This window comes from Shewanella colwelliana ATCC 39565 (genome assembly GCF_000518705.1).
In the GTDB taxonomy this organism is placed as follows: Bacteria; Pseudomonadota; Gammaproteobacteria; order Enterobacterales; family Shewanellaceae; genus Shewanella; species Shewanella colwelliana.
This window is the reverse complement of the sequence record NZ_JAEC01000038.1, coordinates 1-24,845: the sequence shown is the minus strand read 5'-3', so window position 1 is coordinate 24,845 and position 24,845 is coordinate 1. Positions and strand designations below refer to the sequence as shown.

General features: G+C 44.5%; 19 protein-coding genes. 15 read left to right on the top strand and 4 right to left on the bottom strand.

The annotated features are described in order from the left end of the window. The first annotated feature begins 33 nt into the window (after window positions 1-33). Window positions 34-765, top strand: a complete 732-nt coding sequence (locus L876_RS0114930; protein WP_028764540.1) for a 3-deoxy-D-manno-octulosonic acid kinase — start codon at window positions 34-36, stop codon at window positions 763-765. A gap of 24 nt (window positions 766-789) precedes the next feature. On the opposite strand, the gene waaA is transcribed toward L876_RS0114930, so the two are convergent. Next, window positions 790-2,055, bottom strand: coding sequence for a lipid IV(A) 3-deoxy-D-manno-octulosonic acid transferase (waaA, locus tag L876_RS0114925; protein WP_028764539.1), 1,266 nt, complete (start codon window positions 2,053-2,055; stop codon window positions 790-792). Between the two features lie 166 nt (window positions 2,056-2,221). Here waaA and L876_RS0114920 point away from each other — a divergent pair, with 166 nt between their 5' ends. The 6 genes from L876_RS0114920 (at window position 2,222) to glpG (ending at window position 7,599) form a co-directional block, all read left to right on the top strand. Next, entirely contained in the window at window positions 2,222-2,896 is a 675-nt protein-coding gene (locus tag L876_RS0114920) for a TetR/AcrR family transcriptional regulator (protein WP_028764538.1), read from the top strand. Window positions 2,897-3,052: 156 nt separating this feature from the next. Beyond that, window positions 3,053-3,703: a TetR/AcrR family transcriptional regulator gene (locus L876_RS0114915; protein WP_028764537.1), complete on the top strand. Its 651-nt coding sequence runs from the start codon at window positions 3,053-3,055 to the stop codon at window positions 3,701-3,703. A 421-nt stretch (window positions 3,704-4,124) separates the two neighbouring features. Beyond that, window positions 4,125-5,318, top strand: coding sequence for a glycine C-acetyltransferase (locus L876_RS0114910; protein WP_028764536.1), 1,194 nt, complete (start codon window positions 4,125-4,127; stop codon window positions 5,316-5,318). Between the two features lie 9 nt (window positions 5,319-5,327). Then, a complete protein-coding gene (tdh, locus tag L876_RS0114905; protein ID WP_028764535.1) occupies window positions 5,328-6,353 on the top strand; it encodes an L-threonine 3-dehydrogenase in 1,026 nt (341 codons plus the stop codon). Window positions 6,354-6,432: 79 nt separating this feature from the next. Then, complete coding sequence (gene glpE / locus L876_RS0114900; RefSeq protein ID WP_028764534.1) at window positions 6,433-6,738, top strand: thiosulfate sulfurtransferase GlpE; 306 nt, start codon at window positions 6,433-6,435, stop codon at window positions 6,736-6,738. 24 nt (window positions 6,739-6,762) lie between these two features. Then, entirely contained in the window at window positions 6,763-7,599 is an 837-nt protein-coding gene (gene glpG, locus L876_RS0114895) for a rhomboid family intramembrane serine protease GlpG (protein ID WP_028764533.1), read from the top strand. 33 nt (window positions 7,600-7,632) lie between these two features. Here glpG and elbB read toward each other — a convergent pair whose 3' ends face one another. After that, window positions 7,633-8,289, bottom strand: a complete 657-nt coding sequence (gene elbB / locus L876_RS0114890; protein WP_028764532.1) for an isoprenoid biosynthesis glyoxalase ElbB — start codon at window positions 8,287-8,289, stop codon at window positions 7,633-7,635. 389 nt (window positions 8,290-8,678) lie between these two features. On the opposite strand from elbB, the gene polA reads away from it, so the two are divergent. Continuing rightward, window positions 8,679-11,441, top strand: a complete 2,763-nt coding sequence (polA, locus tag L876_RS0114885) for a DNA polymerase I (protein WP_028764531.1) — start codon at window positions 8,679-8,681, stop codon at window positions 11,439-11,441. A 1,143-nt stretch (window positions 11,442-12,584) separates the two neighbouring features. On the opposite strand, the gene yihA is transcribed toward polA, so the two are convergent. Next, the gene (yihA, locus tag L876_RS0114880) at window positions 12,585-13,241 is read right to left on the bottom strand and encodes a ribosome biogenesis GTP-binding protein YihA/YsxC (RefSeq protein ID WP_028764530.1); all 657 of its coding nucleotides are present in this window, start codon (window positions 13,239-13,241) and stop codon (window positions 12,585-12,587) included. A gap of 168 nt (window positions 13,242-13,409) precedes the next feature. Here yihA and L876_RS0114875 point away from each other — a divergent pair, with 168 nt between their 5' ends. The 7 genes from L876_RS0114875 (at window position 13,410) to L876_RS21860 (ending at window position 21,292) form a co-directional block, all read left to right on the top strand. Then, window positions 13,410-14,030: a c-type cytochrome gene (locus tag L876_RS0114875; RefSeq protein WP_028764529.1), complete on the top strand. Its 621-nt coding sequence runs from the start codon at window positions 13,410-13,412 to the stop codon at window positions 14,028-14,030. Window positions 14,031-14,752: 722 nt separating this feature from the next. Then, window positions 14,753-15,421 (top strand): methyltransferase domain-containing protein, encoded by a 669-nt coding sequence (locus tag L876_RS0114865; protein ID WP_028764528.1) that lies wholly within the window; start codon window positions 14,753-14,755, stop codon window positions 15,419-15,421. Between the two features lie 48 nt (window positions 15,422-15,469). After that, entirely contained in the window at window positions 15,470-16,009 is a 540-nt protein-coding gene (gene yihI, locus L876_RS0114860) for a Der GTPase-activating protein YihI (protein WP_028764527.1), read from the top strand. A gap of 84 nt (window positions 16,010-16,093) precedes the next feature. Further along, window positions 16,094-16,561 (top strand): DUF2489 domain-containing protein, encoded by a 468-nt coding sequence (locus L876_RS0114855; protein ID WP_028764526.1) that lies wholly within the window; start codon window positions 16,094-16,096, stop codon window positions 16,559-16,561. Between the two features lie 181 nt (window positions 16,562-16,742). After that, the gene (hemN, locus tag L876_RS0114850; protein ID WP_081730725.1) at window positions 16,743-18,119 is read left to right on the top strand and encodes an oxygen-independent coproporphyrinogen III oxidase; all 1,377 of its coding nucleotides are present in this window, start codon (window positions 16,743-16,745) and stop codon (window positions 18,117-18,119) included. 235 nt (window positions 18,120-18,354) lie between these two features. Next, window positions 18,355-20,178: a DUF885 domain-containing protein gene (locus L876_RS0114845; RefSeq protein ID WP_028764524.1), complete on the top strand. Its 1,824-nt coding sequence runs from the start codon at window positions 18,355-18,357 to the stop codon at window positions 20,176-20,178. Between the two features lie 190 nt (window positions 20,179-20,368). Beyond that, on the top strand, window positions 20,369-21,292 hold the full coding sequence (locus L876_RS21860) for an alpha/beta fold hydrolase (protein WP_428829723.1): 924 nt from the start codon (window positions 20,369-20,371) through the stop codon (window positions 21,290-21,292). Between the two features lie 18 nt (window positions 21,293-21,310). Here L876_RS21860 and L876_RS21855 read toward each other — a convergent pair whose 3' ends face one another. Beyond that, entirely contained in the window at window positions 21,311-23,806 is a 2,496-nt protein-coding gene (locus L876_RS21855) for a putative bifunctional diguanylate cyclase/phosphodiesterase (protein WP_051413149.1), read from the bottom strand. Between the last annotated feature and the right edge of the window lie 1,039 nt (window positions 23,807-24,845).

The following is a 24,845-nucleotide window of genomic DNA, read 5'->3' as shown; positions in this document are numbered from 1 at the left end:
CGCGCCAAACAACCCAATTGAGTCGATTCACTTATGCAGATCAAACCGACTGATGCTGGCTTTATTGCTTTTTGTCAGCCCGCACTCAAACCCATCACACCAGATTGGTTTACTGTCGATTATTGGCAAGATATAGGCTGTGTTACAGGCTCTTCGAAAGGTCGTTATACCACTTGGTTTGTCAATCCGAGCGCTGTCACTAACAACCATCATTCGCAATGGGTATTACGCCATTACTATCGTGGTGGCTTAATAGAAAAAGTGAGCCGCGATGCTTACCTCTACACAGGCCTAAATCGGACCCGCGCCATTGCAGAATTGAAACTGCTAGAACAGCTATTTGATGAAGGTTTTGCCGTCCCTAAGCCTATAGCGGCGCAGATTCAACGCAGTGGCATACACTATCGTGGCGATATAATCATCGAGCGTGTTGAAGGGGCACAAGATTTGGTCGCTCAACTGTCCAAGTTGCCGATGACTGCGCAGCAGTGGCAAGCACTTGGACAATTAATTGCCAAATTCCACCAGCGTGGCGTCTATCATACCGACCTGAATGCGAAAAACATCTTAATTAGCGGCGATGACTTTACCCTCATCGATTTCGACAGAGGCGAAATAAGGCCTCCTTCTCCATCTTGGCAGCAGGCCAATTTAGCGCGCCTATTGCGATCCTTCAATAAGGAGAAAGCGAAGCTAGCATCCTTGCATTTTAGCGAGCCTGACTGGCAACAGTTGCTAGCAGGCTATGCCGAGGCGAGCCGTTAAACGACTCAGGTTGTGCGCCGGGAATTACGCTTCTATTAAACGGCAGGCAAGTGCAAATTGCGTCTCAAGCGCGCCTTTGTTCTCTTCAACCACCTTTAAACCAGCATCTCTGGCAGTGAGGTAAGCTCTCTTGTCTGCAAATTTGTTATTCAACTGCAGCGCTAGCAACTCTGCACTATCGACCACAGTTAATGCGCCAGCATCTCGAAGTAACTCGGTGATTTCGGCAAAATCCCAATGATTAGGCCCAACATATACAGGCAAGCCCATTGCCGCTGGTTCTAACGGATTATGACCACCATTGGCTATTAAAGTGCCACCAACAAATGCTTGATCCGCAGCACCATAAAAACTCAGTAGCTCGCCCATGGTGTCACCTAACAGCACTTGCGTATGCTCGTCGACATTATCATTGAGACTGCGCCGAGCAAGGCGTAAACCCGCGGCAACCACCCGGCTTGCCGCTGCATCAAACTGTTCAGGATGTCTTGGTACCATTATTAATAGAGCACTAGGGTCAGCGTCTAACACTCGCTTATGTGCAGCCAGCATGAGATCAAACTCACCCGGATGTACGCTACCTGCGACCCAAATAGAGGCGTTTTTTCGCTGCCAGCGCTGTCGCATTGCCGACGCATGTTCAAACAGTTCAGACTTAATGGTGAGGTCAAACTTGAGACTACCACACACAGTAACTTGATGAGGTGCAGTGCCGAGATCAATAAAACGTTCGGCAGCTGGTTTTGATTGCGCGGCGATAATATCTAATGCTTGTAACATAGGCACAGATAATGCTGCACGCTTTTCATATTGTGTGGCGGATTTAGGTGATAAACGCGCGTTGGCTAGCATTAACTTTATGCCACGCTTTTTTGCCAAATGAACGAGATTTGGCCAAAGCTCAGTCTCCATGATAATACAGGTTTTCGGTTGCAACTGAGATAAAAACCGTTGCACACATAGCGGCAAATCAAACGGTAGATAGCAATGCTGCACTCGATCACCAAAAGCTTTTACTACTTCCGCCGATCCTGTGGGGCTGGTTGTCGTCACTGTAATGCTTAGCTGTGGATAGCTCGCCATGATTTTATTGATCAGTGGTATTGCCGCTAACGTTTCCCCCATTGAAACGGAATGGATCAACAGATCGGTTGGGGCTAATTGGCTTAAACCAAAACGCTCACTCCAGCGGCTGCGATAAGCGGGACTTTTAATCGAACGAATAGCCAAATAGAGTAGCAATAAGGGAGAGAGTAGATATAACAGGGCAGAGTATAAGATTCGATTCATAAAAGTGTGCGCTTGATTGCATTTTGTTTACTTAGTTGCCGTAATACTAACATAAGCACAGAAAACAGAGACAATTAGGGTATTTACATGTGCTAACAACCCCGTTTTCGATTGGCCTCCTATTTAGGTTAAGATAAATCACTCACCTCATAACAGCGGTAATAGCATGAAAACCTGTGAAAAAATTGTCCACGCTAGCCTAGAACTATTCAATACTAAGGGCGAGCGGCGTATTACCACTAACCATATTGCGGCACATTTGGGGATTAGTCCTGGTAACCTCTATTATCACTTTAAGAATAAAGAAGACATCATTCGCTCTATCTTTAGCCTGTATGAAACACACCTCCACGCAGGATTTCAGCCCTATGAGAATAAAGCAGTTGATGTCGAGCTGCTGGTTGGTTACTTCGATACTATGTTTGACATCCTGTGGCGTTTCCGTTTTATGTATACCAACTTGACCTATATCTTGAGCAGCGACGAGGCCTTACTGCAACGTTATCTGCAAGTTCAGCAGTTAGCTCTCGATCGTTCTAGCAATATTTTAGGGCAGCTCAAGCGCGATGGTCTATTGCATATTGACGATGATAAGGTCATGCCACTAGCCGATACCATGAGAATGGTGGCCTGTTTTTGGATTGGCTATAAACAAACCCACTCCTCCTCTATTGCCATTACCAAAACTTGCCTTTATGAAGGCTTACTCAGAGTGATCATGATTTTCAAGGCACACGCCACGCCAACCTCTATTGCCACCTTCAACCGTTTAGAGGAGCATTATCAAACGTTAGCACAGCCTCAAAGTTGCCAAGCATCCGAGTTAAGCGTACAACTATAGTGATGCCAAATAGGCACTGGTCTGATTAGCCATCAATTGACTTTTGTTAAGAGCATGTTTACCTTTCAATTTCTATTTTAATGGGTGGCCTTTCGTTGACAGCGCCCATTAGAGAGTGATTGAGTACAACTCTTAACTGACCCATTTAGGATCTGCATGAAAACCCGTGACAAAATTGTACATACCAGCCTGGCACTCTTTAACGAGCATGGTGAACGAAGCATTACCACCAACCATATTGCCGCACATCTGGGGATCAGTCCGGGCAACCTTTACTACCATTTTCGCAATAAAGAAGACATTATTCGCTCCATCTTCACCCTTTACGAACAACATCTAGAGTCGGGTTTCCAACCTTATGAGGGGGAAGAGGTCGATGTTGATCTACTTATCGGCTATTTCGATGCTCTGTTTTACACTTTATGGCAATTCCGCTTTATGTACGCCAACTTGGTGATTATTTTGGGCCGAGATGAAGAGCTGAACCGCCTATACACAGAAACTCAACAACGTTTTTTAACTCGTGCAACGGGCATTTTGTCTAAATTAAAACAAGATGGTGTATTGGTGATTGATGACAGTGAGATCACCCCATTGGCCGACACAATTCGTATGGTTGCCTGCTTCTGGATCAGTAATCGTCTAACACACTCCAATACCACAGAGATCACCAAAACGTCACTCTATGAAGGACTTTTGCGCGTACTGATGATATTTAAGGCTTATGCAACCCCCAATTCTAAACCGACCTTTATCCGCCTAGAGCAACATTACCAAGCACTTGCCAAGGCAGAGCAAGAAGATTAGGCCGTCAGGGGGCTGCGTTAGTTATCGCTAGCTCCCCCTAAATCTTCAGTTTATCAGCACCCAAAATGTGACATTTCACATTACTTTTTGTTATGTGAAAGTTGCGCTAGCACTATCTTAGTTAATAGCACAAAAAAAGTGTGTGGCACGCGCCCTGTTTAAGGTTAGAATTCGGCCAATCTATCGCATGGCGTAGGCGCCGCAAACGATAGCGACACAAAACAGCATACAGAAATTATGAGTGAATTTAAGCTAAACTAAGGCACTCATCAATCAGGCAGATACAGCTAAACTCAAGCCGTCAATAACGGCTAAAATGATTCCTAACTTATATCATTGATGTGGTTTCTCTCGAATCAAATGCACAGAGCCAACCTCATCAATATTAAAAATATAATTATATAAAAGAAGGAGATTACAGGTGGCGACGACCTCATTCTACAACCAGATCAACCAGCAGCTTGCTGAAGTTAAAGCAGAAGGCTTATACAAGAGTGAGCGCGTAATTGCCTCTCCTCAAAAAACTGAAATAGAGGTAAACGGCGCTGAAGTGATGAACTTCTGCGCTAACAACTATCTTGGCCTCGCCAACCATCCAGAACTCATTAGTGCCGCTCAACAGGGCCTGACTGATCATGGCTTCGGTATGGCGTCAGTGCGTTTTATTTGCGGTACTCAAGATATTCACAAACAACTGGAAGCAAGCCTAAGTGAATTTTTAGGCATGGAAGATACCATTCTTTATTCATCTTGCTTTGACGCGAACGCAGGTCTGTTCGAGACACTGCTTAGCGCAGAAGATGCCATTATCTCCGATGCACTCAACCACGCCTCAATCATCGATGGCGTGCGTCTATGTAAGGCGAAACGTTTCCGTTATGCCAACAATGATATGGCCGATCTTGAGTCTCAACTTAAAGCCGCTAAAGAAGCGGGAGCACGCCATATTCTGATCGCTACCGATGGTGTGTTCTCAATGGATGGGGTCATTGCTAATCTCCAAGGGGTTTGTGATCTTGCCGATAAATATGGCGCATTAGTGATGGTTGATGACTCTCATGCTGTAGGCTTCATTGGTCAGAATGGTCGTGGCACCCACGAATATTGCGACGTCATGGACCGCGTCGATATTATTACCGGTACCTTAGGTAAAGCCCTTGGTGGCGCGTCAGGCGGGTTCACATCGGGCAAGAAAGAGGTCATTGATTGGTTACGTCAGCGCTCTCGTCCTTACCTATTTTCTAACTCTCTGGCACCGTCTATCGTAACGGCATCTATCCATGTATTAGAAATGCTAAAAACGGGTCAAGCACTGCGTGAATCGGTATGGGAAAATAGTCGTTATTTCCGTGAAAAAATGACCGAAGCAGGCTTTACTTTAGGGGGTGCGGATCATGCAATCATCCCAGTGATGATTGGTGATGCCAAGCTTGCCGGTGATTTTGCTAACCGTTTACTTGAAGAGAATATCTATGTCGTCGGATTCTCCTTCCCAGTGGTACCTAAAGGTCAAGCTCGTATCCGCACGCAAATGTCAGCGGCCCATACTCGCCAGCAGTTAGATCGCGCCATCGATGCCTTCACCCGCATCGCTAAAGAGATGGGCATTATTTAGGACTCTATGATGAAAGCGTTAAGTAAATTAAAGCCTGAAGAAGGCATCTGGATGGTCGATGCGCCAAAACCTGAAGTGGGCCATAACGATCTGCTAATTAAGATCCGTAAAACGGCTATTTGTGGCACAGATGTCCATATCTACAACTGGGATGAATGGTCGCAAAACACCATTCCTGTGCCTATGGTTGTGGGTCATGAATATGTTGGTGAAGTGGTTGAAATTGGACAAGAAGTACGTGGTTTCTCTATTGGAGACCGCGTATCGGGCGAAGGGCACATCACATGTGGCCATTGCCGAAACTGCCGTGCAGGCCGCACTCACTTATGTCGTAACACTTCCGGGGTGGGCGTCAATCGCGATGGTGCCTTTGCTGAATACCTAGTCATCCCAGCATTTAACGCATTTAAGATCCCTGATGATATCTCAGATGATCTAGCCTCTATCTTCGATCCATTTGGCAACGCCGTCCACACGGCCTTATCATTCGACTTAGTCGGCGAAGATGTGTTGATCACAGGTGCGGGCCCTATCGGCATCATGGCAGCAGCCGTGTGTCGCCATGTTGGCGCTCGTCACGTTGTCATCACCGATGTCAACGAGTATCGCCTAGAGCTAGCGCGTAAAATGGGCGCGACTCGCGCTGTAAACGTCGCAACCGAACAGCTTGAGGATGTCATGGCAGAGCTTGGCATGACTGAAGGCTTCGACGTGGGACTAGAGATGTCTGGTGTACCAGCAGCATTCCACTCCATGCTAGATACCATGAACCATGGCGGGAAAGTGGCTATGCTAGGTATTCCTGGCGGTGACATGGCTATCGACTGGAGTAAAGTGATCTTCAAAGGCTTAATCATCAAGGGCATCTATGGCCGCGAGATGTTTGAAACTTGGTATAAGATGGCAAGTCTTATCCAATCAGGTCTTGATATCTCACCTATCATCACCCACCACTTTAAAGTTGATGATTTCCAAGCCGGCTTTGATGCCATGCGCTCAGGTCAATCTGGAAAAGTGATCTTAAGCTGGGATTAACCGATACAGATTTGGGGCTGTACAGCGGCAGCCCCTTACTGCACACTCTCTCTATATTTTCTATTTCGTCAGGTTTTCTATGTCAGCTTTTCAACACTTAAGCATCAACCAACTCATTCAAATGCAAGCGTCCTCAACAGATATCCAAATTGTGGATATTCGTGATAGCGCGAGCTTTGAGGCAGGACATATCGCTAACGCTACCAACCTTACTAATGAGAACCTCGCCGCCTATATTGGTAACGCCGATATGGATAAGCCGCTCATTGTCGTCTGCTATCACGGCATCAGCAGCCAAAATGCCGCGCAGTACCTTAATGAACAAGGTTTCGATGAGGTTTACAGTCTAGATGGTGGCTTTCAAGCTTGGCGCGAGGCAAACTAACACCAATCAACTTAGGAGCGCATGATGCTAGAGATTGGTCACTTACCCAATGAACGAGCCGCTCAGGCACTCGTCGACTATCTGAAAGGCCAAGGCATCGCCTGTCATATCACTCATACAGAGCAAGGTGTCGCCCTAGCGGTCGTGGATGAAAACAACTATCACGCCGCACGTAATGAATATGAGCGTTTTATACAGAACCCATTTGATGACAAATACCTTGCCGCATCTTGGGATAATGGCACAACCAAAAAACAGCTCGATTATGGTGCACCAGGCCTACAGCTTTTTACTCAGTTTATCTCTGGTGCTGGCCCTCTAACACTCAGCGTCATCGCGATTTGCGGCATCATTTTTTTAGGTTTCAATGTTGGCTTTGCCAATACCTTGTTCGAGCACCTCTCTTTCTTCGGTGCCGTACCAGATAGTGGGCTAAACCAATTCTGGCGGCTCTTCACCCCAAGCTTAATGCACTTTTCTGCCATGCATATTATCTTCAATCTGCTGTGGTGGTGGTACTTAGGCGGAAAAATTGAAAACAAGATAGGCGTCGCGCCACTCGCAATTCTGCTGCTGGTCGCAGGCACCCTGCCCAATGTTGTGCAATATTTTCTTGCTGGTCCAAACTTCGGAGGACTCTCTGGTGTCGTTTATGCGGTTGTGGGTTACACCTGGATTATGGGGGTTAAACGCCCAGAAGCCGGAATTGGACTACCGCCCGCTTATATCGGCTTTATGTTGCTTTGGCTTGTGTTTGGCTTTACCGATCTATTCGGGTTATCGATTGCCAACGGGGCACATATAGGCGGTCTGATAGTGGGTATTATTCAAGGTTTTATAGACAGCAGAAAACGCGCCTAAGCACCAGCCTAGGCCGTTAACATAAAAGCTAGACTAATCCGCGAGCGACAACACTTTTTTCACCAGCTTTTCGATACCTATATGCGCCTGTGTAATATTTTCCGCCAACATATAGGCTGGCGTACTCACCAGCCTATTGGTTTCATCAACCACAATATCTTCAACGCTAGCTTCTTGATGTTCGCCTCCCATCAGGTTGAACGCATGGGCAGTTTCACTATCATTGCCTATGGTACCTTTTGCACCAGAATGATACAGCCTCGGAATCATCACTGGCGCAATACAGATAAAGCCAACCGGCTTTTGCCCATCAACGAATGCTTGGATGAACTCACTAACCGATGGCGCAATGTTGCACTCACTGCCAGTAATAGCGAAGTTGCATAAGTTTTTGGCTGCACCAAACCCACCAGGGATCACTAGTCCGTCAAACTGCTCAATTTCAAGCTCAGTGGTGGCTTTTATCTCTCCTCTGGCAATTCTTGCCGCTTCAACCAATACGTTGCGTTGCTCGCCTACCGCAACCTCACCAGTGAGATGATTCACGACATGTAGCTGCTCAATGTCTGGCGCGAAACATTGATATTCAGCCCCGGCATGAGTTAAAGAAAGCAGGGTTAGTACTGCTTCATGGATTTCGCTGCCATCAAAGACACCGGAACCGCTCAACAAAACAGCTATTTTTTTCATTAAAAACTCCTTTGATAGACCGAATGGTTTTAACAAGCAGATAACAAAGCGCTTGATCTGTTTATTTTTCGTGCTAAGTTAGTTCATCGACTCTAGCAAGGCATTTGCTTTTCGCCAAGAGAGAGTTAAAAAATGGATAGACAAATAAAAAAGTCCACAAATTAGAGGTTTTTACTCGGAAGTAATACCTAGTTCACAAAAAAATATAATACAAATAAAATTCAATAGGTTACATCACCCGCTTTTGTTCGTCGTCGTGATAATTAATCGCTGATAATTTTTTAGCTCACAGACTTATCCACAGCCTAGTGAGTAATTTTGCGTGGCCGAAATCGCCCTTCTGTGGCATGCTAGCGCCATCATCGAAACCCGATAAATGAATTGAAATTATGCCAACTATTGCTGAAAACCCGCTCGTGCTTGTGGATGGATCGTCTTATCTTTACCGCGCTTACTATGCACCTCCTCACCTGACCAACTCAAAAGGTGAAGCCACAGGCGCAGTTTACGGCGTAATCAATATGCTGCGCAGCTTGCTAAATCAATATCAGCCATCGCAAATGGCGGTGGTCTTTGATGCGAAAGGTAAAACCTTCCGCAACGATATGTACGCCGACTACAAGGCACATCGGCCGCCAATGCCAGATGATCTGAGGACACAGATCGAACCTCTACATCGTATTATTCGAGCCCTAGGTCTGCCATTAGTCTGTATTCCTGGCGTGGAAGCTGATGATGTAATTGGCACTATAGCCACCCAAGCCAGTAAAGAAGGCCGAGCCGTCCTTATCAGCACTGGTGATAAAGATATGGCTCAACTTGTTGATGACAATGTCACCTTAATCAACACTATGACCAATACCATCTTAGGACCCAATGAAGTCACCGAAAAGTTTGGTGTTGGCCCAGAGCTCATCATCGACCTACTCGCTCTGCAGGGAGACAAGGCAGATAACATACCAGGACTACCTGGTGTTGGCGAAAAAACAGCATTGGCCATGTTAACTGGACTTGGAAGCATTGAGCAGATATTGGCGACCCCCGAAAAGCTGCCGGACCTGGGCTTTAGAGGCTCTAAGACCATGCCGGCAAAAATTGCCGAACATGGCGACATGCTTAAGCTATCTTACGAACTCGCCACCATTAAGCTTGATGTCGAATTAGAACAAGACTGGCACCAACTCACCATCACCCCAGCGGACAAAGATGAACTGATCAAATGTTATGGTGAAATGGAGTTCAAGCGCTGGCTTGCGGAAGTTCTTGGTGATAAAGGTACTAAGAACACAGCAACGGTCGACTCAAGCAGCGATGATAGCGCACCTGTTCCGCAAAATATCACGACTGACTACACCACCATTTTAAGTTGGGACATACTCGATGAATGGATTGAAAAACTCGCTAATGCCGAGCTATTTTCACTCGACACTGAGACCACCAGCCTCAACTATATGCAAGCAAAACTGGTTGGACTCTCTTTTGCCACCGCCCCAGGTACTGCAGCTTACCTCCCCTTGGCACATGATTATCCCGGCGCACCAGAGCAACTCGACACAGAAATTGCATTGGCTAAACTCAAACCCTTATTAGAAGATGCCAACATTAAAAAAGTGGGCCAAAACCTTAAATATGATATGAGCATTTTAGCTAACGTCGGCATCTCATTACGCGGAATCGCTTTCGACACCATGCTTGAGTCTTACGTGTTCAACTCAGTTGCATCCAAGCATAATATGGATGATCTGGCACTTAAATACTTAGGTCATAAGAACATTAGCTTCGAAGAGGTAGCCGGCAAAGGCGTTAAGCAACTAACCTTTAATCAAATACCACTGGAAACCGCAGCGCCCCATGCAGCTGAAGATGCTGATATCACCTTACGATTGCATCAGCATCTATGGCCAAGACTGGAAAAAGCACCACAGCTTGCGTCGGTATTTACCGAAATAGAACTCCCCTTGGTCTCGGTATTATCTGCAATAGAGCGCCAAGGTGTGTTGATTGATAGTATGCTACTCGGCCAACAAAGTGATGAACTCGCACGCAAAATAGATGAGTTAGAACAGAAAGCTTACGAGATAGCGGGTGAAACCTTTAACCTCAGCTCGACGAAACAGCTACAAACCCTGTTTTTTGAGAAACTTGGTTATCCGGTTATTAAAAAGACGCCCAAAGGGGCTCCGTCAACAGCTGAAGAGGTTTTAGTCGAGCTAGCATTGGATTACCCATTGCCAAAAATATTGCTCGAACACCGCAGTCTATCCAAGCTTAAGAGCACCTACACAGATAAACTGCCGCTGATGGTGGATGCCAAAACAGGCCGCGTCCACACTAGCTATCATCAAGCAAACGCGGCAACTGGACGCTTATCCTCTAGTGAGCCAAACCTGCAAAACATTCCTATCCGCACTGAAGAGGGTCGTCGTATTCGCCATGCTTTTATCGCCCAAGAGGGGCGTAAGGTGTTGGCGGCCGATTATTCGCAAATCGAACTACGCATAATGGCGCATTTATCACAGGACAAAGGGCTGCTAGCAGCCTTTGCAGAAGGAAAAGATATTCACCGCGCCACAGCTGCTGAAGTGTTTAGCGTTGATTTTGATGACGTCACTACAGAACAGCGCCGTCGAGCGAAAGCGGTTAACTTTGGCCTAATCTACGGCATGTCAGCCTTTGGGTTAGCTCGCCAATTAGACATCCCGCGCGCCGAAGCACAGCAATATATCGACATCTACTTTAAGCGCTATCCGGGTGTCCTTAAATATATGGAAGATACCCGCGCAGAAGCCGCTGATCTGGGTTATGTATCGACATTATTTGGTCGCCGCCTCTACTTGCCTGCGATTAAAGATAGAAACGCTATGCGCCGTCAAGCAGCTGAACGTGCAGCCATCAACGCACCAATGCAAGGCACTGCAGCAGACATCATCAAAAAAGCGATGCTAAAAATTGCCGACTGGATAACAAATGAAACAGATGGTGAAATCACCATGATGATGCAAGTGCACGATGAACTGGTCTTTGAAGTAGACAGTGATAAAGCTGAGCAGCTCAAGCTAAAAGTTTGCCATCTTATGGCTCAGGCAGCCGATTTAGATGTTGAGCTACTCGCGGAAGCCGGCATTGGCGACAACTGGGAACAAGCGCACTAAGCTAACCGTCAATTTACGCACAAAAAGCCTCACGTCGATGAGGCTTTTTTCTATCTAGAGCTAGAAAACCCTGCAGGCATGAGATAATGGCCGATTCAAGATGGACAATACGGTCTGGAATGCTTGATCTCTTTTAAGTTCATCCACCGAAGAGATAGCAGGCCTAAAAGGCCAACTTTTACCCTTATGCATAGCCTTTACGTGTTGCGGTCAACAGGGCCTGGGCGGTTTATTTAATACTTTATCCATTCCACCCACTCACCCTCAGAGGTTGTAAACACCCTTTATGCATACCCATAAACTGAGAAAATAATAATTATTTAGAAAGCTGGATCAGGTTTTGAACGATTGGTTAGGATACAGCACCGCAAGAACATTGCGCCAACACTCCTCCAAAGCGCGGTCCTTTCGCTAGCGATTAAACCCTCTGAACGCTCAATTGTGATGCCTATAACAAATTCTTTATCTCCTGCTCCACATCCATCACACAGGACTATCCACCATAAGCAATATCATTCCCTCCTCAATAAGCAGCCCTAAGCTTATTAACCAACTGTAAATAATAACAAATCTAATAAAATCCTTAATAGGACTCGATTGATACACTTAGCTACATACCCCGAGATTATAGCTAAACAGTTATTTTATAAGCCTAAAATGTAAATTTTGGATCAAAAATCGATGTTTAATTAAACAAATAGTTAGAGACAGGTCACATTATTGTCGTTTTTTATAAAAAACAGTTTCCCATAATACGTCCAATGCAGTATTATTCTCTGCGTAGGGTACAGAGGTTAAGATGTTCTATCTTTCAGACCTTTTTATTTCACGTTAAGTGAACAGCCAAATTATGGCGCCCCAGCAAATTATTTGCTGGGGCTTTTTTTCGTCTGAAATTTATTTTAGAGCAAATACTTTAACTAAGCTTCAATTCGCGATATGCTATCGACATTGAGCGCCATCAATTAGAGGTTGATGGTACTTGAGTCTTGTTGAAATTTAGCTTCTCCCCAAAAGAGCTATTTTTTTAGCCGATGGCCTATGCCGTCGGCTTTTTTTTATCTACCACAACATACTTATCTTCAGCCCAAAAAAAACGCCTCCATTACGGAAGCGTCATGAGCCCTATTTAACACATTGTCCTTATTCTTGATCTTCCTCAGCAAGCGCCTCAACTAACCAATCGGGATGACACCACTCGTTTAAAATCCCAAGCACTTTAGGTTTACCAGTCCCCTTTAATGAAGAAAATGGTTCAACCTTTACCGCATCCCCAAAATCAGCCAGCGCTTTACGCACCTCGTTAACCATCTTCATCCGTGCGCTCTGAGCGAGTTTGTCACACTTTGTCAGCAGCGCAAGCACCGGAATTTGACTGTCTACCGCCCATTCAATCATCTGAACATCTAAATCTTTCAACGGGTGACGAATATCCATTAACACAACGAGGCCACTTAAACATTCACGTTCTTGTAAATATTGACCTAATGCCTGTTGCCATTTTTTCTTTAGCGCCAAAGGAACTTGAGCAAAACCATAACCCGGTAAATCCACCAATCGACGATGTTCGTCTAATGCAAATACATTGATTAATTGCGTTCGACCTGGGGTTTTACTGGTACGAGCTAAGCTCTTTTGTTCGGTTAGTTGGTTCAATGCGCTCGACTTACCAGCATTCGAGCGACCAGCGAAAGCGATCTCCACCCCCACGTCACCAGGCAAGTGCTCATTGAGATGAGCAATGTCAGGCGCACTGATCAAAAACTTAGCCTGTCGAAAATCAATACGAGAATCAGTCACTACCCACTCCAAAATTTGTTTATTCTTCAGTTTTAATATCGAAGAGTTGCTTACATTTGCACAATTTCGTGTAAAATATTACTCCGATCACATAAATCACATTTTATCACGCTTGCAGGTCACTCTCGTAAGCTCAGGACAAAAAATTTAACTAAAAGTTGGAACGCCATGAAAAAGTTAGCTATTGCGCTATCAATTTTAGCCACATTATCAACTCCGGCTCTAGCAGCAGGTGATGCTGAAGCGGGAAAGACTAAAGCAATCGTTTGTTCTGCCTGTCACGGTGTTGATGGTAACAGCATGATAGACATGTACCCAAAACTTGCAGGTCAACAAGTAACTTACCTTAATAAGCAACTACACGATCTTCGTCAAGCCGCTCACACAGGTGGTAAAGAGGGTCGTAACGATCCCATGATGAGCGCTATGGCGGCAGCCTTAAGCGATCAAGATATTGAAGATCTTTCAGCTTACTTCAATGCACAAACCTTGGTTGTGGCTGATGTTAAAGATGTGCCAGAGCTAGGCGAACAGCTTTACAAAGGTGGTGACATGGTTCGTGGCATCACAGCTTGTATCGCTTGTCATGGTCCAAGTGGACAAGGTTCTGAAGCAGCAGGCTTCCCAGCCATCGCTGGTCAACATGCCAATTACATCAAGATCCAGCTAAATAAGTTCCATGATACAACTCGTAACAACGACTTAAATGGCATGATGCAAGATGTCGCTAAGAAGCTGACAAGCGAAGATATCGAAGCATTATCTAAATATATATCAAGCATTAAGTAAACTTTACTGGTGCAATGAAGGGGGTAGCTTTGCTGCCCTTTTTTACAACACCAGGTTTACGTTTACGTAAACTGAATAAAAATGTCGCTTGACATAGATCACAGATTTCGGTTTAATTGTGCCCGTACCGAGGTGAACCCAACTGATTGTATAAAATCTATCTAATAACAGCTTTCAGATTTCGGTATGTAAACATTTAAGATATAAGAATAAAGATAAGCAATAACAATAATAATACTTAGACCACTCACTAAAAATAATAAGAGTCGTACTTCAACATTGAAGTCTGGTCATAAATATTTAGGTAAGGATATTGGTTAGGAAGGCCAATGCGCTAATTAGCACTCTCCCTTACACGTTCAGAAGACAGTTTAACTGCTCATTGCTGAACTTAAAGCAATACCGACAAGGATGGTTTATTTGGCGTCATAGATGACGATATGGATTGTGATGTGTCAAGAAGACCATCTACGGAAGCTGTGGTCAGGAAGGCAACAGGGAAATAAAAAAAGTGTCTGGAAGACCAATAACGAAAAACTATGCATGGAAGCAGACTAAAAAATAAGATGGAATCCGACTGGGAAGGTCGCATAGCAAGTATGGAAACTTGGAATCAGAATTGAGTACCTTTGGTACTTTTTGGAAGGCGACAGTAATACTGTCGCCTTTTTTTATGGCAAACTATATACCATCTAAATCATTAAGAGAGTCACTTCACACCAATGCGAAGATGTCCCCTGTGTAGCAATGATAACTGCGTACCTTTCTATCAAGACAGAAAACGTGCTATCTATCGCTGTAAAGCATGTGAACTCCTTTTTGCCGACGCCAACTCTCACCTCCCCCCGGCAGCTGAATTAAATAAATATCAAACAGCAGCTAATAAGCACAAGGCATTACAGCAATTTGTGATGAGCTTACTTGAACAGTGCGCACAACAAACCACACAACCTTTGCTAGGCCTCAATTTTGGTCGCACTCTCGAGACCAGTGTGGTCAATACTATTTCTCAGCGGGGCCACCAACTCTATCAATACGATCCTTTCTTTGCCCCCGACCATAGCTTGTTAAAGCAGCAATATGATTTCATCGCCTGCTACAAGGTATTCGAGCACTTTCGTTTTCCTAATAAAGAGTGGAACTTACTCTGCTCAATCCTAAAACCAGGGGGTTGGATAGCGATTAACACACAACTATTAGTCCAGTTAAACGGATTTGCTAAGTGGCATCACAAGAATAATTTAACCCACGTTAGCTTTTATCAGCAGGCAACCTTTCAATTTCTAGCTCAGCAAGCTGACTTTAAGCTATTATTCGCATCAAACGATCTCATTTTGGTGCAAAAACCATCAAAATCTGATATAACACGCGACCCAAGTTCACTTATCTGACATCAGATAAGATAAGTTCACGATATTTTTGTAGTTGAGATTAATGCTATGTCCCGTAAAAAAACGCGCAAAATCAATGAAAATGCGCCTAAACGACAGCCAAGAACGAAGAAAGAAGACCGCGCACTAAGTGGTAAGAAGCAGAATTCAGGCAATAAAGCGGGCAGTCGTCATGACGAAAAGCAGATCCAACAGTCTCTTGGTGGAACACAGAAAGCAAAAGATCCGCGCCATGGCAGCAAGAAGCCAGTGCAACTTAACCTGCCAGACGCTAAACCCGTAGAGAAGAAAGCCAAAGCGGCAACGCCTAAGCTCAGTGATGAGCAGAAGCTGTTAAAACTTGAAGATGATCCACGCCTTAACTTGTTACTGGATATGCTTGAAGAGGGCAGAGAACTCAACGAGGCAGATCAAACTTGGCTAGAGAAGCAGCTGTCAGAAATTGAGCGCTTAATGGAACGTTTAGGCATTACCGAAGAAGACGACCTTGAGCATGTTGTAAAAACAGCGACGCGTTCTGATGATGACCTTCTTCAACAGTTTGAATCGGGTGCCGATCTATTGAAAGATTATCAAAATAAAGACTAAGTTAGTCCACATTACGTTAATGGCATCGAATTCGATGCCATTTCTATATCTGGCATTTAATAAAGTTGTATAACAGGATCTGACATGACTACAGCGCTTATCATCATTGGCTCTACTATTATCTTGCTGCTCTCAGCTTATGCCGCCAATCTACTGCTTAAAGTAAGACAGCAAACTCGCCAACAGCAAGCATTGTTAACAGCGCAACAAGCAGCTACTGCAGCAAAAGAGAAAGCACTGCAAGGCGATATCCACTATATTGCCGTCGCCATGTTAGAAGATAGATGTGAACTCTCTGAAGGTGTGATGCGCATTGGCAAGTTATTTGGTCTGCTTAACCTAACCCAAGAGGTTAACAGCCATTACCCTTCACTGTTCAAACACTTTGACATCATTGAAAAACATCCGATTATGGATGCTAGAAAAGCACTCGATAAGCAAGCTCGTATGAAGCTCGATTTAGCACGAATGAAATCGGAAGCCGCACTTGAACCTCTTATTTTAGAAGAGGTTCAACAACTGGCAAAAGACTACGCCCATCACGTTAGCTGATGTGATGGCGTGAGGCTGTGCACAAAAACGACTAAACGCCACAGACATTCCCCCAATTTTGAACCATATTCAGCAGCAATTATTAATTGCAGTGCCAATTTGCAACATGGATCAATGTTATTCAATCAATAACATTGCATACTTCGTTAGTTGCTAAATTACCACCTTCGGAGGACACGCCTTGAAGCAGCCCACCCAAATTAGTTGGGATCAGTCGATGATCGAAAAATATAATTACAGCGGTCCCCGTTATACTTCTTATCCGACCGCACTGGAATTTGACGACTCTTTTGCCGAAGATGATCTGCTGACGTCTATTAAAAACAGCAAAAGTGATAAGCTTTCGCTCTATACCCACATTCCTTTCTGCGCCAAGCTTTGCTACTACTGTGGCTGTAATAAAGTTATTACTCGTCACCAACATAAAGCCGATCAATATATTGAATATCTGGCTGCAGAAATAGTAAAACGCGCGCCACTATTTAAGCATTATCTCGTCACACAGATCCATTGGGGCGGCGGCACGCCGACTTTTCTCAACCCTGAACAAATTTTAAAACTATCCGCACTGATCAAAGAGCATTTCAACGTTGCGGATGAAGGCGAATACTCTATTGAAGTCGATCCACGTGAAATTGAGCTATCGATGTTAGATACCCTCAAAGAAGCTGGCTTTAACCGTATCTCTATCGGCGTACAGGATTTCAATAAGAAAGTTCAAATTGCGGTCAATCGCGAGCAAGATGAGCAGTTTATCTTCGACTTGATGGCAAAAGCAAAAGCAATGGGCTTTGTGTCAACGAATATAGATCTTATCTATGGCTTGCCACATCAGACACCTGAGACTTTTGCAGAAACCATGCAGCGTGTCCTAGATTTATCGCCGGACCGTCTCTCAGTGTTCAACTACGCGCATCTGCCAGCACGCTTTGCTGCGCAGCGTAAGATTAAAGATGAAGACCTCGCTTCGCCACAGCAAAAGCTCGACATGCTGCATCAGACGATCGAAACCTTAACGGGTGCAGGTTACCAATATATTGGCATGGATCACTTTGCTAAGCCTGACGACGAGCTATCGATTTTGCAAAATGAAGGTCGTCTACATCGTAATTTCCAAGGCTATACCACTCAAGAAGAGTGTGATCTACTCGGTCTAGGTGTCTCATCAATCAGCCAGATTGGCGATTGCTATGCACAAAACCAAAAAGATATTCGCCCTTACTATGAGTCGGTCGATGAATCGGGTCACGCATTATGGAAAGGCTGTAAACTCAACCGTGATGATGAAATTCGTCGCGTGGTGATTAAGCAATTAATCTGTCACTTCGATCTCGATATGGCCAAGATTGAACAACAACTAGGTATTAACTTTGAAGAATACTTTGTTGAAGATCTTAAACTACTGCAAACGTTTATTGATGATAAGCTGGTTGATATCACAGATCGTAAGATCACTATTAGCAACACGGGTCGTCTCTTGATCCGTAACATCTGTATCTGTTTTGATGTGTATTATCGTGACAAAGCACGCCAACAACAGTTCTCTCGTGTGATCTAGCCTTTTAGATATCTAGAAAAGCCGGTGAGTGATCACCGGCTTTTCTGTATCAAGTCTCTAGTGCTAACCAGCACAAAACAAAACGGTAAGACTTACAATTAATGTCATCCAACAACCTTGCTTGTCATGGCTTAAGAAATCTAATTAACACATTTATCGCTACCAATTATGACGTTCTAAGAACAATTCGTGCATAATCCCTGAACAAATAAAAAAATAATTAAGGGAGACTCTCATGTACAAGCTCGTTGGGCCCAGCCTTCTCATATTAAGCCTCAGTGCGTGCCAACTTAACACCACGACATCGGATTACAATAATGCCGCCAAAGATGCTACCCAGCAGAGTGACAGCAAAGCAAATCAATCCACGAATCAGGCTAGCAGTAACCTGCAATCCATTATAGATAGTGCTTGGCAACTTAGATTAGATTCTAGCCCAGATTTAGCGTATTCACAGGGCGATAAAAGTGCCACGGGTAAACTAGCCGACCTATCCCCCGCGGCATTACAAAAGACATTTGGAGCAGAGAAAGCCCTGCTCGCCTCCCTTAAACGATTGGACTTATCTTCACTTTCTAAAGAAGACAAGATCAATGCTCAGATATTGCAGTACCAGTTACAAAACAGTGTCGACCTCTATCGTTATAAAGATCACTACCTACCTATCTCAGCAGAAAGTGGCTTCCACGCTTATATTGCCTCGATAGCCAAAGCACGCTTCAAGAGCGAGCAAGACTACCAAGATTACATTGCTAAGCTCAAAGCACTACCTAAATATTTTGCCCAGCAAACATACTGGCTTCAGCAGGGCTTATCAGCCGGTATTACTCCTGCGAAAGTGGTATTAAACGGGTTTGAAGAGAGTATTAGCGCCTTTATCGTTCCAGTTGAGGAAAGTGGCTATTACAAGCCATTTACACAATACCCCAAGCACTTTAGTGCCGAGCAAAAAGCAAGTTTAACCAAGCTAGGTAAAGAGTTAGTCGAAAACACAGTGTTACCGACCTATCAGACCTACTACCAATTTATGACCGAAACCTATATTCCTGGCGCTCGCACTTCTATTGCTACATCAAGCCTACCTGACGGTAATGCGTTCTATGAGAATCGGGTACGCTACTACACCACCTTACCCATGACCGCAGAGCAAGTTCATCAACTTGGACTTAAAGAGGTCAAACGTATTCGCGCAGAGATGCAAACCATCATTGATGAGGTGGGTTTTAACGGCGACTTTTCAGCGTTCCTGCACTTCCTACGCACCGACCCACAGTTCTACCCCAAAACAGCAGAGGAGCTGCTCAAAGAAGCCGCCTATATCGCAAAAAAAGCCGATGCCATGCTACCAAAATATTTTGGTAAGCTACCTCGCACGCCATATGGTATTCAAGAGGTGCCTGCCGAGATAGCGCCAAAATACACTACCGGACGCTATTCTGGGTCTAATAGAGATGACGAGCCAGGTTACTACTGGGTTAACACCTATGCATTGGACAAGCGCCCGCTTTATGAGATGGAGGCACTAACACTGCATGAGGCAGTGCCAGGACATCATCTGCAAATATCGTTAAATCAAGAGCTTGACTCGCTACCAAAATTTAGACGTTATAGCTATATTTCAGCCTTTGGCGAAGGTTGGGGGCTTTACTCAGAATTTCTCGGCCTTGAAGCTGGTTTTTATCAAGACCCTTACAGTAATTTTGGACGTTTAACCTATGAGATGTGGCGCGCAGCAAGGTTAGTCGTCGACACAGGCATGCACTCAAAAGGATGGAGCCGACAACAAGCACTCGACTTTATGGCAAGCAATACGGCACTTTCAATGCATAATGTGACTACCGAAATTGACCGCTATATCTCTTGGCCAGGCCAAGCACTGTCCTACAAGGTGGGTGAGTTAACCATTAAACGTTTACGTAAAAAAGCTGAAACCGCTTTAGGTACTCAATTTGATATCCGCGCCTTCCACGACGCCATACTGGCTAACGGCTCCGTACCTATGGCACTGCTAGAACAGCAGATCGATGACTTTATTGCCCAGTACAAAGCAAAAGCCTAACTCCAATGCAGAGTAGTGGAGATCCCACTACTCTGCAGAATCAATCACTGGACCCAACAGGACTGAAATTCAGCTTAATGGCTATGCTATGTTACACTCATGGTCTTGCCCATCAATTGCTAAAAGCTCAATATCTACTGTTGCTAATCCCACTCTTAATCAGCTACCTTCGCTCACATTTTCTTCAGAAATGGCGCTAGATAGCACTAATTTAGACCGTTTCTGGCAGCAAATTAGTCACAAAAGACTCACCGTTAACGATGGTGTAGAATTGGCTTACTGCTGGGTTCATAATCCTGCATCGACAAAAGCAATTGTTATCAGTAGTGGACGAGTCGAGACCTACTTAAAATATAAAGAATTAATCTATGATCTCTACCAACTAGGCTATAGCATTTACGCGATTGACCATCGTGGTCAGGGCCTATCCAGTCGTACAACACATAATCCACATCAAGGTCATATCGACAGATTTGATGATTATGTTAAGGATTTTAGTTGTTTCATCGACACTATAGTCAAGCCAGCCCATCACCACGCACTCTATCTTGTGGGCCACTCAATGGGCGGTACCATTGGTACGCTCTATATACAGCATCATCCTGCTACCTTCAAAGCTGCAGTATTCTCTGCCCCCATGTATGGTATTGTTCTCCCAGCAAATAGGGCGTTCATACATTGGCTCGCCAAAAAGTTAGATAATGACTCAAGTTCTGCGCCTAACTATGTCTTAGGCGGCAAGGACTATAGCCCTGACCCTTTTGAAAAAAATGATCTGACGAACAGTCAGCACCGCTATGACGCTTACCGTGCGCTCTATGCTCAACAGCCAAGTTTACAACTAGGCTCCCCAACGAATCGTTGGCTATGGCAAGCAATCGAGGCTTCCGAACAAGCGAGAACCGCAGCAAAGAATAGTACTGTCCCAATTTTAATTTTACAGGCAGACCAAGACACCATTGTTGATAACCGGGCTCAGGATAGGGCAGCAGGTAAACATTGTCAGCTAGTCAGCATCACCGATGCACGCCATGAAATATTTATGGAAAGCGATCAGGCCCGCACAATAGCCCTAAAAGCATTAATGCAGTTTTTAGATGAACACACAAAATAGAACGTTCAACAGATACCGTTAAGAGGTAGCGCTAACTTCCTTTTTTGTTTTACTACAATTTGTTAATAGCAGGGCTTTCAATGCTTCGCCATTCATTGGCCGATGGAACAGATAGCCCTGAAATAGGTCACACTGTAAATCTAACAATTGCTCAAACTGCGACTGAATCTCTACGCCTTCAGCTACAAACTTCAAATCTAGGCCATGTGCCATATCGATAACTGATTTAACGATAGCGGTTGAGGCATCGCCATCCGCCATATCTCGAATAAAGCTGGCATCAAGCTTTAACCGATTCAAAGGCAGCCCCTTTAGATAACTAAGAGAGCTATAACCCGTACCAAAATCATCGACCGCAATACTAATACCCGCCTCACGAAGTAAACACATAGAGTGGCGGACCTGTGCAATATCGGTCAATAAGGCGTACTCGGTCAGCTCAAGTTCAATTTTGTTAGGCGCGACATTTTGCCCCTTCAAAACGGCCAATAATTTCTGTGCAAATTCTAACTGATTAAACTGTCTTGCACTTACGTTAATAGAGACCATCGGAGGCTCAATTCCTTGCATTTCCATTGTACGAATAAAACGACAAGCCTCCAGTAAAACCCAACGCCCTAGCTCTAAAATTAATCCGCTACCTTCAGCAATAGGAATGAACTCAGCAGGAGATATCATCCCATGATGAGGATGATTCCAACGCAGTAATGCTTCAACCGACGCAACCGAGCCATCACGAGCAATGAGTGGTTGGTAAACCAATGATAACTGCTCCCTAGCAATTGCATGGTTTAATTCTGTACGAATCAGCAGATGCTTTTCGGCCTGCTTATCCATCTCTTTGCTATAGAGAACACACCCATCTCGACCATTCTCCTTCGCTTGGGCTAATGCCAAACTGACACGCTTTAGATGTTGTTCCGGTTCAACATCTTCATCATTATTGATTATCGTCGTACCGACACAAGCAGAGAGGTTAAACGTATGATTACTAATGCTAAAACTACGAGCAATCAATTGCCTAAGCTGGCTCGCTACCGCTTGGGAACGCTTAGCTGCTATAACGGGATCTTTGGGCAATCGTTTAACTAATATCACAAATTCATCAGCACCCAATCTAGCAATCAATGCGTTTGAGGAGAAGTAGCTCGACAACCTTGCTGCAATTTGAATGAGTAATCGGTCACCGCCATGATGCCCAAGCGCATCATTAACCACTTTGAAATTATCTAAGTTAACCATAAACAGCGATGCACTGTAGTCTGTTTCATGCGTTAGACCGTAAAGTACATCCATTAAGGCCCTACGGTTAGCTAAATCGGTGAGTGGATCATGTTTTGTCTGATGCTGGGCCGCCCTTTGATTCCGAACATCTTCGGTAACATCAGACAGGGTCCCGATCATTCTGACGGGCTTACCTTTGTCACTCCACTCTACGGCCATACCGCGATCTAAAACCCAAACATAGTGCCCTTGCTTATGCCGTAAACGATGTACACTCTCAAATTCATCAGACTTACCCAATAAGTATTGGTTCAGCAGCTCAAGTGTCGATGCCTTATCTTCTGGGTGCAGTCGGCTCTCCCAGGTCGCTAACTCACCTTTAAGCGTATCCGCACTATAGCCAAGCATATCCTTCCATCTATCTGACAAAAATAGTGAGTTATCAGTTAAATTCCAATCCCAAATACCGTAGCGAGAAACCTCTACAGCAAATAGCCAGCGCTGCTCGCTATCCTTCAACTGCTTAGCGCCAATATGATAACGCTGTTTAAATTCATAAAGATGATGGCCTAACGCCGAAATTTCGCTAAATCGTGATGGCATTGGATGGAAATCCCCAGTGGCCATTGGAAGACCGCTCGCTTGTCTATTAAGCAGCCTAATGGGTCTAAGTACACCGATATATAAAAGTATCAACGCGAGTCCACCACCGACCGCGAAAATTGATGCAATACGCACCAACCGCATAAATACTTCATCATCGGAAGCAGAGAGGGCTGGAGAGATATCGTATTCCAGGTAAATCAGATTTGGCTGCTCATCAGATAAAGCAGACATAGCTACCGCGATAGGGTAATAAGCCTGTATTGACTTTCGCTGCCGATTGAATTGAATCAAAGATGCTTTTTCTAATACCGCTTGCTGATGGAGTTGATGGCTATATCCATCAATAACCAAACTCGCAGAACTTTCACTCCACACTGCATGGTTGGCAAATCGAATAATACCTTGATCATCAATTAAGGTGTAAACAGACATCCATAGATCACTGCTTACAAGCGATATCTCTTCCGTTATACGCGAAGAATCCTCACGAAATGTGGCAATAGAGAGTATATGATCCATTCTCAACAGCTGCTGAGACAAGGCGTGAATTTTGCTGTTATAAACATCGCTTCTACTTTGATCACGTTCTACAAAATAGATAGACACAATAGACAGCGCAAATAACACCACACAGATAATGGGCGTGATAACTAACAGTGAGGGACGAAAAAAAGCTCTAAGCAAAGGCGATATCACCCAATATCAATTTTTATTATTAGCATGCATAAACCAGCATAAGGTAAAGGAAAATGCGGCCCCTGATTATGCCATAACTTCCCTGTGCAGGCTCTCTTCACCAATCAATATATCACCAATGAATAAAACAAAACACATGAACAACAAAACAGAGAAGATTTTTATTAATATAAAACATAACGTTAACCACACTATTAATATTATTCTCCAGCGTCTTTGGAAAAGGAAACTCTATTTTTTCTATAGAAGTGAGAGAACTGACTACCAATATGCATCGAATACTAACCGTTGAATAGACCATGGCAAGATGATTACCCAAGAGAAGCTAAGATATTAAATAGGCCGTTAATACGTGAAAAAATACGGATAAGACAAGGGGGCTGCTGAATTAGAGAAATACCAGATATTTAGGCTCGGACATTCTAGCTAAGGCATATCGTAATGTGTATGGAGGAATATCTCCGAGCTATAAACTTATAAATACGAAGCTTGTACAGATTAATGCCGATTAAAGAGGTAGCTTCGCCAAACGAAAAAGCCACAGCATTTCGCCTGAGGCTTCCATCATAATGTTGACGAGACAGGCTTGCCTTCATCAATTAGGACGGGCCGACGTTTCGATGCTGAGCGCCTAAGCAACTGAACGACGATGTGCATGATACACAAAGGTCATGTCGACCATGGATGGTCAAAAGTAACCGCTCCGTCAGCAAGGAGTTACCTATTTAACCTTGTACAGTCATGACCATGTCTCTGAAAAACAGACATGAAAAAGCCCTAGCATTGTTGCTAGGGCTTATCGTAATGTTTGTGGGCAAGTGTGGCGATAGCCACAAGCATACGAGCGCGAAGCTTTAGCGTAGCTGGGGTGGATTTATCCGTGACGCCATAACGAAAAAAGCCTCTGCATTGCTGCAGAGGCTTTCGTCCTTGTGTTGGCGGAGCGGACTAGCTCTTAACAAAAGCTGAACCCGCATGCCTTCGGCACGCATGACAGGCCGACTATCTCTAATAAAAAGCCCTAACC